Here is a 14,598-nt window from a genome sequence, read left to right on the forward strand (position 1 = left end):
GTATCCGGTGTTCGCTCAGGGGCTTTGAAAAGGTACCCTGACCGACACAGCCCGGATTAAAACACAAAACCTTGATACACCTTACTTCCAAACACAAAAAAATCATGTCAGAACAACGCTATAACGTGTTTAACCAAATTCACAAAGGCCTGCGGGGTATGTTGTACGATACGGCCCTCTGTATCCAACAAACCGACTTCACCCAATCCGAAGCTAGGGCAACCGTCGATCAACTAGAGCAGGTCCTGCACTTCTTCGACGAACACGCGGAGAATGAAGATCAGTTTATTCTGCCTCACATCCGTCCACACAACGCCCCGTTGATCGATGAACTTGAGAAAGACCATGACATCGATCATCAGCTGACGCAGACCTTATTGGACCAAATCAGGGACTGGCGGGCAACGGATGCAGCCGCCCCGCGCGAAACCATCGGACAGCGCCTTGGGTACGCTTTCAACGAGTTCATTGCCTTTAATCTTTACCATATGAACAAAGAAGAAAACGTGCTGATGTACCTGCTATGGACGCACTATACCGATGCAAAGATCCGTCAGATGGAAGCCCGGATTCTTCAGTCCATTCCGTTGCCTACCTTACTGGCTGAAAGCCGATGGATGATGCGCTCAATAAACGATAAAGAGGTGATTGAATGGCTCTCAGGTGTTAAAAAAGAAGCGCCCGCCCCCGTCTTTGACACATTTCTGGGGATTGCCAATGATGAGCTACCGCTCGAGCGGCTGGCGAGGGTGCAGGCTGCGCTGGAAACAGAGTAAACGTTTGAAAATATGTCGCTTTTTTTCAATGACAACTCGTTCAGTACCTGTACTTTTGTCTTGTCTACGGCATTATTTTTTTTAACGAGAAAACCATACCGATCAGCATGAGCACGACCTACCAGGAGTTTAGTCCATCACCCGCCCTCCAATCCTTCGTGGAATGTTACTGGCTGCATGATTTTAAAACGCAGGGACAGCAGGAATCGGCTGTTCAGCGCTGCATGCCCTTCGGGGCACTGGAACTGATTCTCCACCTGGACGATAACCACGCCTACGCCCTGTTTGACGACAATTGGCAGAAATTGCCTCAGGCGTTTTTCGTGGGTCTTTATCGGGACACTGTGCGTTGGAAAGCGGTAGGTACCGGCCGCAAGTTCGGTATTCGGCTTAAGCCCGAAAGCCTGCTCCAGTTATTCAACGTGCCGGTAGGGTCGCTGTTCAATCAATTCACCGATCTGGAAACGTTTTTAGGAAAGGAAACCAACGGCCTAATTGAGCATGTGCATGGCGTCCCGGATATTCAAGCGGTTATTGTTGCCGCCGAATCGTTTCTGCTGGCTCGGTTCAAGAACCTGAATACGGAGCGTCATTATCTGTACGAGGCTACTCGCCTGATTCGGCAGGCGAAAGGAAATGTATCAATTGAAGCACTGAGCGAGCACCTATTTGTGAGCAAACGGCAACTGGAGCGTAGTTTTAAAGATAACTACGGCACGACGCCCAAGCTGTACCAGCGTATAATTCGTTTCCGAAATGCCTATGAGTCGTTTCAGCAAACGACCGACGCACCCAACTGGCTGGATGTGTCGTATAACTTCGGCTACTCGGATCAGGCGCACTTTATCCGGGACTTCAAGGAGTTTTCGAATAACGTACCGACGCTGGTGTACCACGATTCGGAGCAGTTTTTCCGTCGACCGAATAAGCAACCACTTCGACTTCAAGCCTAGCAACCGCCCGGAGCCAGGCGGGTAGGTAGCATCACGTTGTCTTTATTTATTTTTTCGGATCTAGCCTATCTAGACTCCAATTTTCTTTTTACCCAAAAATTTCTAACATCCATGCAGCAATTTGTTTATGCAGCGGCTTTGGCCGTTACAGGGCTGGTATATGCCTTTACCAATCCGCACAATGCACCCAAAATGGAACACATGAGAGCCGCTGTTCACAAAAAAACGGCCGATGATCCTTTACTCAGGCGGGGCGAATACCTGGTAACCCTAATGGGTTGTGGCGATTGCCACTCGCCGAAAAAGATGACACCGCAAGGCCCGGCACCGGACACAGACCGCTTACTGTCGGGGTACAACAGCACTATACCCTTGGGCGACTACGACAAAAATATAGCCAAATCTGGACAGTGGGTCCTGTTCAACGGTCAGAATACGGCCTTTGTGGGTCCCTGGGGGGTGTCGTTCGCCGCTAATCTTACCCCCGATGCAACGGGCATTGGCAGTTGGTCACTGACTCAGTTTACCAAAGCCATGCGGCAGGGGAAAGCCAAAGGTCTGGATAAGAACCGGCCGTTGTTGCCGCCAATGCCCTGGCCTAACTACACCCACATGACGGACGAGGATATCAAGGCGGTGTTCACTTATCTGAAATCGCTTAAACCCGTCGCGAATAACGTACCGGGACCTATACCCCCAACCCCGTAAGATTTACCATACTTTCCACCATCTACCACTTCAATTTCTACATAATAAAATCATATATATGGCTAACCGAAAACTCACGCTGGGCGTACTATTGATTGCAGGATTAGGCAGCAGTTGCCAGGACCACCGTGACCTGCCTATCATCACACCGGCCACCGCTATATTCGCTACCGGTTTAGTGGCCCCGATTGGCGTCGAAACCGATGCTAACGGCCGCATCTTCGTCAGCGAGCAGGGTACCGGTGAAAACGACGGCCGGGTTTCCGAAATTACGCCCGATGGCCAGGTCCATCCCCTGATTACCGGTCTGTACTCCTTCAAACGTCCCGACAATGAACTGGACGCTACGGACCATTTGCTTATTGCGAATGGTATCCTCTATGTGCTGAATGCGAAAGGGTTATACCAGTTGAATCTGGCTACGCACAAAACGGGCGATCCGGCGGTTTCGGCCGCCAGCCTGACGCCCGAACCCATCCATCAATTTGTGATCAATCAAACCTTGAAAAACGATACCGGTGAATCGCACCTGTACAATATGGTCCTCGGACCGGATGGGGCGCTCTACTTCGCCGATGCCGCGGCCAATGCCATCGTTCGCCGTTCGTCGGCTGGTCAGTTGAGCATCGTTGCCGAAGTGCCGGGCATCCCGAATCCAAACCCCACCGGTCCCCCACCGGGGCCACCCGTTATCGAATCAGTGCCTACGGGCATCACCTACGATGGAAAGCAATTTGCCATCAGTACACTCCTGGGCTTTCCGTTTCCAGCGGGTAAAGCCTTGCTGTACCGGATGGATCTGGCGGGCAATCTCAGTGTATTTCAGCAGGCTTTCAATAGCTTGGTCGATGTGGAGAACGATGGCAATGGAAACTACCTTGTCCTGGAACATTCGATTTTTGGCCCTACAGGTTTTACGCCCCAAACGGGCCGATTGCTACGGGCCAAAGGTACCTCCAGCGAGGTATTGCTCGACAAGCTGAACTTGCCCACCGATCTGAAAATAGTGGACAACCACACCGCTTATTTGACCAGCCTAGGTGACGGTACATTGTTGAAAATCAGCTATTAATTAGTTTCATCTTTTTCGTCCGATCGGTACTGAGCCCTGAGTAGTGTGCCAAAAGTTTTTGGTAAGGCAGTACGCCTTATCTACTAACAGCAATAACTAGTGAGCCTACCCAATTCGCTTATCGTAGTCTGGACACTGCTAGTCAGTGCCATGGCCTGTGAAGAACAACCCGACTCCATTTCACTAACACGCCCTGCCACCTCCATTAACCCATCATGAGCAGAATAGGGTGCTGTTACTGAAATTGAATTACTGAAGAATGCTCCGGAGGCAGATAAAGCCCTTGCCCTATGGGACAAGATCATAAGGGTGTGATTCTATACTTCCATAAGCAAGAGTTGGCCAATATAAGGCGTCACTATCCCCACATTCCAATTGCTTGAGTCAAGTAAGACTATAGATTGCCGGAAAGAGTAAAGTGGACAGATTTCCTACGCATAGCCACAAAACTGGGGTAAAGTGTAACCATATCTTATTCCCTGTATCCCGGTCCAGGTGGTGTAGCGATGTTTGGGGCAGGGCTTGGGGATTACTGCTAGCGGTGGAATGGTTTTATATATAACCTTACTAACCATTGTGGTTTCACTGGTTTAAACAACCCCATCCTATGCTTGTCCTTATTAGTCAACACCGCACCGATTACGATAATCGGCACCTGATCCAGTCGAGCGTTCGGAAAATCAAGCTAAGTCCGGCCAGCCCCCGCAATGAGCGCCTATGGAGTCTACGGTTCTACGGAGTGGAAGGCAAGGTACTTAGGTCGTGGTTCTATACCACCGATCAAAAAAGAAGGGCTGACCTGGCAGAAGTGGTAAAGAACAATCCCCACATCGAGGTATACCAGGGATAAGCCCGTAAACCGCAGTAGTGCAATGCTGTACGCAATTGATAATCAATCACCACCGCAACCGCGTGGCAAAATCTTGAACACATGGGACATATATCGAGCAAATTCACCTTCGCCAACCCGAATCCCCCCGTCAACGATTCGAAAATCATCCGGATCGAGCCAGTGTCCACCCATCTGACCGACTCCAATTTGGCGGTGCTCTACTTTTATAGTATGGACCGGCTGGGGCATGAGAAGCCCGTGCGGGCTTGGTTCTACGACACCGAGCGCAGTCTGAAGGAAGATTTGGACAGCATCAGCAAAAATTACCCCCATATTCCAATTGGCTGAACTTCCCCCGGGAGGTAAGCACCATAACCACATCATTAGAAAAGGCCCTTATTTTAGGATAGGGGCCTTTTTACTGGGTTTTGTTCAGGGCTGTGGGAAAACAGCATCGAGATTCACGGTCCTCCTAAGGAAGACTATACACAATTAAGTCTTGTTAGACCGTTGATGATTACTTATTGCCTGGCCCATCAAGGAACCGCAGGGCTATTGAAGTGAATGGAATCGTGGAATCATAAATAGGAACGTGGTCGCCGCCAGGAATAATCCATAAAGCAGCATCTGGTAGAGAACGGTAGATACTCACAGGAATTTCAACCGGAAAAAAGTTGTCGCGATCACCATGCACAAGGAGCGTACGCGCTGTTATGGTCGATAGACTTTGTGCATTGAAATTCATATCTTCGTAGTTTTCGTGCAATGCATTGAACTGTGAAATGAGCTGACGAATCTGTTCATCACCGCGTTTTGCGCACTCCCGATACATTTCTTGCACTTGTTGTGGAATGGTGCCAAACGCAGCTCTGCGCATAAGGGCCCTTGCCTGATCGGGGAAATAGGAAGTTGCACTAATTAACACCATCGAGTCGATGCGCTTGGGTTGGCTTGTTGCCATGTGCAGTAGCGTCATCCCGCCCGAACTCATCCCCATAGCCGAGAAGCGAGCTATCCCCAACTTTTCCAGTAAAAGGAAAACGTCACTGGCCGCATCCCGATGTGTAAACTTGTTCTCTGGATTGGTGGAGTAACCATGTCCACGCAAATCCACGACGATCAGTCGATGGCGCTCTGAGAGCTGGGCGGTAAAGGGATTCCAGTTCTTTCCACAACCACCGAACCCATGCAAAAGAACCAGTGGCTTTCCCTCTCCATACTCCTCGTAGTACATCTCAATGTTGTTGATTTGAACGGTTTTCCCGCGAGTAGTTGCCCTTTTAGGAGCGTACTTCGTTGCCAAGGATGTGCTTCTCTGATTAAATGGTTACCTACTAGTGTGTTTTTACTGATCCTTTTTTCATTTGCCATTGACGGCCTAGCCAACTGATAGTGCAGCCCATTTTGCTTGGAGAGCAGTCAAAAGCTTCAAACGATTTCTGGTACACAGCCTCCCAACGGAATACTATGCACAACTGGATATCGGGCATATAAATTCTTATCAATCAGCTTCTTATTTCCATTTACACTATTAAGATCAATATAACAATAATACAAAATATAAAGGACTCATTTTATATTATTTGATAATAAAATGAATGGAAAAGACACTACCAGGCTATACTATTTGCCCGGATCGTCATGCTCCTTATATTCAACTATTTGATTTGAAAAATGCCCCACATCTCTACTACTCAATCAACATCTCAATCTGATTAAAATATTTAAGTAACTTGACTAACGATTGTTACCACATTAACTAAGCGAATGATATAAATTTCTACATGCAGAATGGATTTATAACTCCGCCAATTGCATAATATTCTGGAAATAAAAGTTTTCGGGAGGGTTAAAAAACGCAAAAAGGTACTCGCGTGAGTACCTTAGCGGGGAGTATGATAAGGGTAAGGAATATAGAAGAGAATGTATACTCGCTCATAAAGTCACTCGACCGGATTGTCGGGAAATGCACGCGCTTTGTTTGGCCAAGCAACCAGATTTTTTTTTATTTTTAGTACTAACATCCTACCAGGAGGCTTCGCTATGGATATTTTCCTCGGTTTTAGCCGCATTTATCCGATCCAGTATGTTATCCACCATGTGGAATAAATCTAGTTTGAAAGCGAGTTCAAAACAGTAATCTACGGATTCCTCATCATTCCAATTAGTCCTATCAATCAGAAATGTGAGAATGGTTTCGTTATTTGTCATGAATAAATTGGCGAGATAAATATTTACTGCAACAAGGCCCCGCAATTTCAATGCCAACTTTTTAGAAAGTTTTAAAAAACTTCAACTTCGCCGTCTTTTGAAAAGAATTTTTCAATTTAGCCTGTCTCATTGCAGGTTGCATATCACAATCAATTATTCGATAGCAAAAGCGCGGTGTACCTAGACAAAAACCATCAATACATAGCTCAGATCCGGTTCTGTTCGTTAGACCGAAGGTTAGTATCCCAATGGAACTTATAATTAGTAAGGATCGACTGGGGTAGAGAAACCCGTAGGCGCATAATTTTATGTCACCAAAATCATGTCTTTGGAAGACTTTTACCTCTTCGGTAAGAATTACTTCCCTATTCTCACTTGCTAAGAGGTTTGGTGAATCAAGATACATACCCATAGTAATAGAAAAGGTCCACTACTTTGGGTTTTCTGGTAGGGCAGCTACTGGCTATTCACTTTTCTGGTTACGCCTCTTCCTCTTTAAGACTTCTTACAACCTCAGGATTACTATTCGTCTGCTTTCAGGCCCGATTAGTCTATAAAAGTACCCCATTGGACGATTGTAACAAGTACAACTAACCTTTTTGTACTTATACCAAAAGCAGGATCAGGTGGCCAATTAAAAAGGAATTTCCGACCTGTACTCGACAAACCGCGGTTTCAAATTGTTCAACTTGTCTATGTTAAACTTCGTCCTTCTTTTCCAAACATGCCTGGGCTCTGGATGCTATATTTCCAGAGGAGGAACGCAGGTGGTCCGTACCAGGTACCTTTATGGCCTTGAAACATGGCAGATGGCTCGTACTAAGTTCTCGAATACGGCACACATCTACAGCCTGGTGTAAAAGCCACCATTACAAAGGGAATCGACATACCTAACCACACCATTAATCAAACGGCCCGCTACTTCATTGTAGTGGGCTTTTTTTTATTTAAAACTATTATTCAAAATATAAGTTTTATATATTTATGTAATCTTTATCTACGAAGTAGACACGTCCCCTCTAACCTTTGTATTATGATTCGCAGTAAGTATAACGGCGATTTCAGTAATCGCCCTATTCTCCGTTCTAAAATATTGAAAATCAAGCTAAGTCCACCCAGTTCATTAAATAAGAGCTTATGGATTCTTCGCTTCTACGGCCTGGATGAGCACCAGAAAGACAAGGTGCTCGGCTCCTGGTTTTATACCACAGAGCGGAAACGAAAAGATGATTTACAAGGAATTTTGAAATTAATTCCAAAAATAAAAATCTTTTAGTTACAAGTAAATTCAACTGATTACCGTTTCCCCGTCAAGGGAAGTGGCTGAACTACTCCTTAATAAAGGTTGGCTTAGTTTGACCACTAAACCCGTATACCAAAGTTTCTACGTACTTGTCCAACGGCCCGCTACAACAAAGTAGCGGGCCGTTTTGCAGGATGGGCAGTCATACCCTGGTGATTCGAAAATCACGCATACTCGGGTGTTTTCAAGCACATCGGTTTCATCGTCTCTCAACCGGACTTGATCTACAAAAGTCACCAATCTGACGATTTAGGTAATTACAACTATCCTTTTACGTTCTCTTATAGGTAGCTGTACAGCAACCCCACCCATTATTTCATCTAAACCATACCGCCATGAATGTATTGAAGAGTAAGTACAGAACCGGAATCGCCAATCCGGCCGTAGAACCATCCAGGGTAGCAACTATCAAGCTTAGCCCGCCCTTTCCCAGAAAGCCTAACCTTTGGGTGTTGTATTTTTATGGGGGCAACGACCAGATCGTCCGCACCTGGTACTACGATAGCCCAGCCAAGCGTCAGAAGGACCTTGATCAGGTTCTGATGCAATGTCCGGATCTCAAACTGATGTAAGGCCCGTCCATCCGGCCAAGGGGTACCCTAGCATTTTTGCAATGTGCCCTTTGGTTGGTCTTTTTACCGACCCAGACGCGCATCCAGCGAAGGTACCTGCTGACGCATAACCTTAATCTTCTCAAAATCCGGGTGTTCAGGATGCAATAGGATATTATCCGACAGCTCCAAGAGTATCGAAGGTACCCTAGCCCCAGGTAAAAGGGTTCCGGCAACCAATTGGTACTGCATTGTTGCCAAATTGATTTCAGTACGAATAGAACCCAAAATTTAGCATCCTAATAGTAAGGAGCTTCTCAAAACGGCAGTTTTCCCAAATCCACATTTCCTCCTGTAAGGATAATCCCTACCTTTTGCCCGGAAAAACGTTCTTTGTGCTTCAATAAAGCCGCAAAGGGTACCGCGCAGGAAGGTTCGATGACGATTTTCATGCGTTCCCAAATCAATCGCATGGCAGCAATGATCTCCTCGTCGGTTACAGTCAGGATGTCGGTGACGTGGTCCAGGATAACGGGTAGTGTCTTGTCCCCCAGGTAGGTAAGCAATCCATCGGCAATGGTTTTGACATAGGGAGCCTTTTCAATTTGCCTGGTTCTAAAGGAAAGCACCGCATCCGCCGCGCCTTCGGGCTCGCCGGCAATCACCTGGGTTTGGGGTGAAAAATAGTGCGCCGCCAGGGCAGTACCACTCAGCAACCCTCCCCCACCTACAGGTGCCAGAATCGTTTGTAAAGGTACTCCCGCATCCTCCACAAGTTCTTTTGCGGCAGTAGCTTGTCCGGCGATCACCGCGTAATCGTTAAAGGGGTGCACAAACACCGCCCCGGTCCGGGCCACGACGTCCTGCAAGGTAAGTTCCCGTTCTTCCGGCGTATTGGTACAGAACGTCACCTCCGCCCCGTACCCGCGTACGGCATTTACTTTCACCTCGGGTGAGTTGTCAGGCATAACGATATAAGCTTTTGTGCCTACCACCGAAGCCGCGTAGGCAATAGCCTGGGCGTGGTTGCCGGAGGAATGCGTGGCAATACCCTGAGCCTGGTCGGCGGGTGTCAGGCTAAGTACCGCATTCACCCCGCCACGGGCTTTGAAAGCGCCGATTTTCTGGAAATTCTCGCATTTGAAATAGATTTCTGCACCAGCCAGCTTATCCAGGGTCTGACAGGTTAGAATGGGTGTGCGGTGGATGTAGGGTCGAATGCGCGCGTGGGCCGCTTCAATGAGTCTCTCTGTGGGGTATAAGGGGTCTTGATTTGTAGGAGAAAGGGCCATGAGTGATAGGGATTATTACTTATTCAAGAAGAAATAGTATACGTAATTGAAAGCTTTCGTTACTTTTAATGCAAGCTCTGCAAACTAAACCCAAATTTTCATTTCTCATATTTCTAATTCGTTCTGCCATGGCAAACACCAAACTGATCCCCCGTACGCCCTCCGCCCACGAAGCTCCCCTGCTTATCAAAAGCCTGTTGGCCCAAAGCCTGCGCTATAATCCTCAGCGTGAAATCATTTATCGCGATTTATTCCGCATGGACTATTTTGAGCTAAACAGGCGTATCCGGCGGTTGGGAAATGTCCTGAGTACGTTGGGCATCCAGCCGGGCGACACTGTGGCAGTCATGGATTGGGACAGTCACCGCTACCTCGAATGCTTTTTTGGGGTACCCATGGTGGGAGCCATACTACACACGATCAATGTGCGTCTGTCGCCCGCCCAAATCCTGTATACGATCAACCACGCCGAGGATGACATCATTCTGGTACACGAAGATTTCCTTGCCATTCTGGAAACCATCCATGACCAAATCACAACCACCCGCAAGTTTGTAGTCATGAGCGACAAGGTGTACGCCGAGGTACCTGCCGAGCTGACACCTACCTCTTTTGGTACACTGGGCGAGTACGAAGCCCTGCTCGGTGCGGCGAACGACACCTATGATTTCTCGGACTTTGACGAAAATACATGGGCAACTTTGTTTTACACCACAGGTACCACCGGCAATCCCAAAGGGGTCTATTTTTCGCATCGGCAACTTTTCCTGCATACCATGGGCCTGATGACTTTTTTCTGTGGTTATGAAGCCCTGCCCTTTTCCCATCGGGATGTGTACATGCCCATCACCCCGCTTTTCCACGTTCACGCCTGGGGATTCCCACTGGTGGCTACCATGCTGAACAATAAGCAGGTGTACCCTGGCCGCTATGAACCCGAGATGTTACTGAAATTACTGATCAAAGAAAAGGTAACGCTTTCGCACTGTGTACCCACGATTCTGGCCATGTTGGTCAACAGTCCCGTAGCCCAGCAGGTGGATTTGTCAAATTGGAAGGTTATCATCGGTGGCTCGGCCCTCACCCGCGGCCTGGCCAAAGCCGCTCTGGATTTGGGCATCAATGTATCGCAGGGGTACGGTATGTCTGAAACTGCCCCCATCATGTCCGTTGTCCACCTGAATGACGAACAATTGACCTGGGATCAGGAGAAACAACTGAACCTTCGAACTAAGGCGGGCCGCATGGCTCCTTTTGTAGAGATGCGCCTGATGGACGATGCAGGTAATTTCCTGCCGAACGATGGGCATGCCATAGGAGAGATCGTGGCACGTGGCTCCTGGATGACGCAGGGGTACCTTAAAGATCCCGAAAACTCCGAAAAGCTGTGGCAGGGCGGCTGGCTGCACACGGGCGATGTGGCCTCAATCGGCCCCGACTATTACGTGACTATTTCGGACCGGGTGAAGGATGTGATCAAGACGGGTGGCGAATGGGTGTCTTCGCTGGACATCGAAAACATTTTTTCCCAGATCGAAGGAGTAGCCGAAGTGGCCGTGGTGGGCCTACCCGACGACCGCTGGGGCGAACGTCCCTATGCGCTGGTAGTGTTGAAACCGGAGTATGCCGAAATACAAACCGGAGAAAATATTCGTAAAATTCTGCTTGAACAGTGTGAACAAGGTACCATCAACAAATGGTATGTACCCGACCGGGTGGTCCTGGTGCCGGAAATCCCGAAAACGAGCGTCGGAAAACTTGATAAGAAAAAAATACGGAGTGAAATGAAAGATTTGCTTTTGGGAAATCAGGCATGAAACGACGAATATTTCTCTACTCGGCGGTGGCTCTCCCCTTATTGGGAGGAACGAAGCCGAAAGCAAGAAGCATTCAAACCGTACTGGGTGCGATTCCAGTCTCCCAACTGGGCATGACGCTTATCCATGAACACATTCTGGTTGATTTCATCGGCGCGGATAAAATCACCCCCACCGCCTGGGATCGAAAAAGGGTTCTTGAGTCAGTAATGCCCTACCTTGAGGCCATCAAACAAAAGGGCGTACGTTCCTTTGTCGACTGTACACCTAGCTTCCTGGGCCGGGACGTAGAACTCCTGCGCGAAATCTCCTTGAAAAGCGGATTGAACATTCTTACGAACACGGGCTATTACGGAGCCGCAGACAACAAGTATCTTCCCAAATGGGCTTTCACCGAAACCGATGAGCAGCTTGCCGCGCGCTGGATCCGGGAATTCGAAGAGGGAATCGAAGGTACCAATGTTCGTCCGGGGTTTATAAAAATCGGCGTAAACAGCGGAAATCTTTCCGAACTACACCAAAAATTGGTGCGGGCGGCAGCCATCACCCACCTGGCTACCGGACTTACCATCTGTTCACACACGGGTCCTGCACTACCTGCCTTTCAGGAAATTGAACTACTCGGAAAGATGGGCGTATCACCCCGTGCTTTTGTGTGGGTACATGCCCAAAATGAAACTGATAAAAATCTATATACCACGGCAGCACGGCAGGGAGCCTGGGTTAGCCTGGACGGAATCGGTTGGGGCGATACGGAGCCTTACGCCGCTTGGATTGCCCAAATGAAATCAGACCGTCAGCTTAACCGTCTGTTGATTTCGCATGATGCCGGTTGGTACCGTCCCGAAGCCGATGATCCAATGGCCAAATTTGTGGGCTATACCCAACTTTTCGACACACTGATACCCTTACTTAGCAAGCGGGGTTTGACCCGACATGATATTGATCAGCTGCTGGTAAAGAATCCTGCTAAAGCTTTCGGGATTATAATTTGGCGACTATGAAACGAAGGGTACCCTACAAACAAGGCGGGCGGCTCGTACATATACGAGCCGCCCGCCTTGTTTGTAGTTCGATAAATTAGAATCCTCTACCGATTATTTACCTGCCTGTGGCATGTACAGATTAAAGAACTGGTCAAGCTTAGGAGTAATGATGATCTCCGTCCGACGGTTCATGCTACGGCTTTCTTTGGTCGTGTTATCACTTTTGGGCATAAACTCACCCCGACCACCGGCAATCATGCGGCTGGCGTCCACACCATATTTTTCTTGCAGGGTACGTACCACCGAGGTAGCACGCTTTACGCTAAGATCCCAGTTGTCTTCCAGATTACCACTGCGGAAGGGTACGTTATCCGTATGGCCTTCCACCAGAATATCGATTTGCTTGTAGTCGTTGAGTATCTTAGCTACTTTACCAAGTACTTCCTGAGCCCGGGGAGTCAGGTCGTACTTACCCGTATTGAACAGCATTTTGTCAGACAGCGATACATACACAACGCCTTTCTTCACTTCGATTTGTACATCCTCGTCGCTAACGTCCTGCAATGAACGCTTAAGATTCATGACCAAAGCCATATTCAGTGAGTCCTTGCGCTGAATGCTGCTGTTAAGATCACGGATGTAGTTACCCTGGTTGTTCATGACATCCATGGATTTCTTGATGCTTTCGGCCCCTTCCTTGCTAATCACGGAAAGGTCAGACATACGATCCAGAAGTGCATTGTTATTTTTCTTCATAAAATCCAGTTGATCCTGAAGCTCCTTAAGCTTGGAATTCCTCGCTTCCAGGTCCGTTTGAGCGGTTCTGAGGTCAGTATTTAGTTTAGCTACTTTACCATCGCAATCGCTCAGGTCGGTTCTTGCTTTGTCGAGTTGGAGTTGAATCTGATCCCGTTCGGTCTGAACGGCCAGCATTTTTTTCTTGCTCGCGCAAGAACCTAACGTTAAAAGAAGGGCAATGGCAACAATTGTCTTTTGCATGGGACTAGTGAGTTTATGAGTATTAAGTTATGGTTAAAGATTACTAAAACACAGCTTTACCTAACAACTGATTGACAAACAATCCTTTGTATGGAATTCGACCGCAAAATTAGTGTTCTATCTCTAAAAAGAAGAATATTTTCAATAATACTCTAAAATAGTATGCCAATACTACTCCAAAATTGTATTTATTTAGTTGATGGTAAGGTGATAATAAAAAAAGGCAGTGCTTCAAGCACTGCCTTTTTAACGATCTTTAACTATTTAGCTTCCGCTGATTTTAATACGGCATGGACCAATAAGGGTTCCGATGCGCTACCATACTGTCCCGAATATGCGTCCAGAGTAAGTCATCGTATTCCTTGTTGGTCAGCTTCTTACCTTTTATTTTTTTCGGCAAATTAACTTCCTCTCCTACCGGCTTCATTTCCACTTTTGTCGCCGTTACCACTACATCCCCTTCATTGATATCCAGCTCCATAATCAAGCCCGGCAAACCGAAGTACTTTTCCGGCCCGATCGAAACCGGCAGATCATGAGCAAACCACGCTTCGACTTTCTGCTTTTTGATGGTATCTTCCGCCACCGCCAGCATGCACACGTGGCCGTTTATGTCCTTGATCTTATTCATTACTTTCCATTTCGGCGTCTGAAGCGAATCCTCAATCACGTAAGTTTTACCCAACATCTCGATGATTTCGGTTTTCTTTTCGGTCTCATAGTCACGATAAATAATATAATCGCGTTGCCGCCAACTGTACCGGCCATCGTCACTGGTGGCTTGGTCGCTGTCGTAGGTATATTTACTCCGGCTGGGCGTAAAAACCAGTTTCATTTTGGTTTTATCTTCATCGTCGTTTCCCCAGGTCAGTTTGATCCGGTCTTTTTCCTCCTGACTCATGAAGTCCATTCGGGAGTAAATGCTGGCCCAGTGGTACACCTTTTCGTAGGTGACAACACCTTCCATTTCCTGAGCCAGGGTAGGAAGGGCGAAAACAGCAAAGAAGAAAATAAGGCGTATTTGTTTCATTTGATTTGAGTGGTGCAAGGTGATAAATATTAATGAACTTATCTGAGGCAGCGATGTAAGGAAAACTC

At 47.6% G+C, this 14,598-nt stretch carries 14 protein-coding genes; 9 read left to right on the forward strand and 5 right to left on the reverse strand.

What is annotated here, in order from left to right:
- Positions 1–104 precede the first annotated feature (104 nt).
- The 6 genes from GBK04_RS27515 (at position 105) to GBK04_RS27540 (ending at position 4,689) form a co-directional block, all read left to right on the forward strand.
- Positions 105–776: a hemerythrin domain-containing protein gene (locus GBK04_RS27515; RefSeq protein ID WP_152765345.1), complete on the forward strand. Its 672-nt coding sequence runs from the start codon at positions 105–107 to the stop codon at positions 774–776.
- Positions 777–883: 107 nt separating this feature from the next.
- Positions 884–1,729 (forward strand): DUF6597 domain-containing transcriptional factor, encoded by an 846-nt coding sequence (locus tag GBK04_RS27520; protein ID WP_152765346.1) that lies wholly within the window; start codon positions 884–886, stop codon positions 1,727–1,729.
- A gap of 111 nt (positions 1,730–1,840) precedes the next feature.
- Positions 1,841–2,437 (forward strand): c-type cytochrome, encoded by a 597-nt coding sequence (locus tag GBK04_RS27525; RefSeq protein ID WP_152765347.1) that lies wholly within the window; start codon positions 1,841–1,843, stop codon positions 2,435–2,437.
- A 58-nt stretch (positions 2,438–2,495) separates the two neighbouring features.
- Entirely contained in the window at positions 2,496–3,509 is a 1,014-nt protein-coding gene (locus GBK04_RS27530; protein WP_152765348.1) for a ScyD/ScyE family protein, read from the forward strand.
- Between the two features lie 607 nt (positions 3,510–4,116).
- On the forward strand, positions 4,117–4,359 hold the full coding sequence (locus GBK04_RS27535) for a hypothetical protein (RefSeq protein WP_152765351.1): 243 nt from the start codon (positions 4,117–4,119) through the stop codon (positions 4,357–4,359).
- Positions 4,360–4,440: 81 nt separating this feature from the next.
- Positions 4,441–4,689, forward strand: coding sequence for a hypothetical protein (locus GBK04_RS27540; protein WP_152765354.1), 249 nt, complete (start codon positions 4,441–4,443; stop codon positions 4,687–4,689).
- Positions 4,690–4,858: 169 nt separating this feature from the next.
- Here the strand turns inward: GBK04_RS27540 and GBK04_RS27545 are convergent, their stop codons facing one another.
- The gene (locus GBK04_RS27545) at positions 4,859–5,644 is read right to left on the reverse strand and encodes an alpha/beta fold hydrolase (RefSeq protein WP_152765356.1); all 786 of its coding nucleotides are present in this window, start codon (positions 5,642–5,644) and stop codon (positions 4,859–4,861) included.
- Between the two features lie 2,546 nt (positions 5,645–8,190).
- Between GBK04_RS27545 and GBK04_RS27550 the strand changes: the two genes are divergently transcribed.
- Entirely contained in the window at positions 8,191–8,427 is a 237-nt protein-coding gene (locus GBK04_RS27550; RefSeq protein ID WP_152765359.1) for a hypothetical protein, read from the forward strand.
- A 63-nt stretch (positions 8,428–8,490) separates the two neighbouring features.
- Here the strand turns inward: GBK04_RS27550 and GBK04_RS31240 are convergent, their stop codons facing one another.
- Both GBK04_RS31240 and GBK04_RS27555 read right to left on the reverse strand, forming a co-directional pair.
- A complete protein-coding gene (locus GBK04_RS31240; protein WP_373331407.1) occupies positions 8,491–8,658 on the reverse strand; it encodes a hypothetical protein in 168 nt (55 codons plus the stop codon).
- A gap of 65 nt (positions 8,659–8,723) precedes the next feature.
- Entirely contained in the window at positions 8,724–9,698 is a 975-nt protein-coding gene (locus tag GBK04_RS27555; RefSeq protein ID WP_152765361.1) for a threonine ammonia-lyase, read from the reverse strand.
- 128 nt (positions 9,699–9,826) lie between these two features.
- Between GBK04_RS27555 and GBK04_RS27560 the strand changes: the two genes are divergently transcribed.
- Entirely contained in the window at positions 9,827–11,515 is a 1,689-nt protein-coding gene (locus GBK04_RS27560; RefSeq protein ID WP_152765364.1) for a fatty acid--CoA ligase, read from the forward strand.
- Positions 11,512–12,519, forward strand: coding sequence for a phosphotriesterase family protein (locus GBK04_RS27565; protein WP_152765367.1), 1,008 nt, complete (start codon positions 11,512–11,514; stop codon positions 12,517–12,519). Before GBK04_RS27560 ends, GBK04_RS27565 begins: the two co-directional genes overlap by 4 nt.
- Positions 12,520–12,612: 93 nt before the next feature.
- Here the strand turns inward: GBK04_RS27565 and GBK04_RS27570 are convergent, their stop codons facing one another.
- Both GBK04_RS27570 and GBK04_RS27575 read right to left on the reverse strand, forming a co-directional pair.
- On the reverse strand, positions 12,613–13,500 hold the full coding sequence (locus tag GBK04_RS27570; RefSeq protein ID WP_152765369.1) for an OmpA family protein: 888 nt from the start codon (positions 13,498–13,500) through the stop codon (positions 12,613–12,615).
- 280 nt (positions 13,501–13,780) lie between these two features.
- Positions 13,781–14,530, reverse strand: a complete 750-nt coding sequence (locus GBK04_RS27575) for a GLPGLI family protein (RefSeq protein ID WP_152765372.1) — start codon at positions 14,528–14,530, stop codon at positions 13,781–13,783.
- Between the last annotated feature and the right edge of the window lie 68 nt (positions 14,531–14,598).

Origin of the sequence: Salmonirosea aquatica (assembly GCF_009296315.1) — a bacterium.
Classification (GTDB): domain Bacteria; phylum Bacteroidota; class Bacteroidia; order Cytophagales; family Spirosomataceae; genus Salmonirosea; species Salmonirosea aquatica.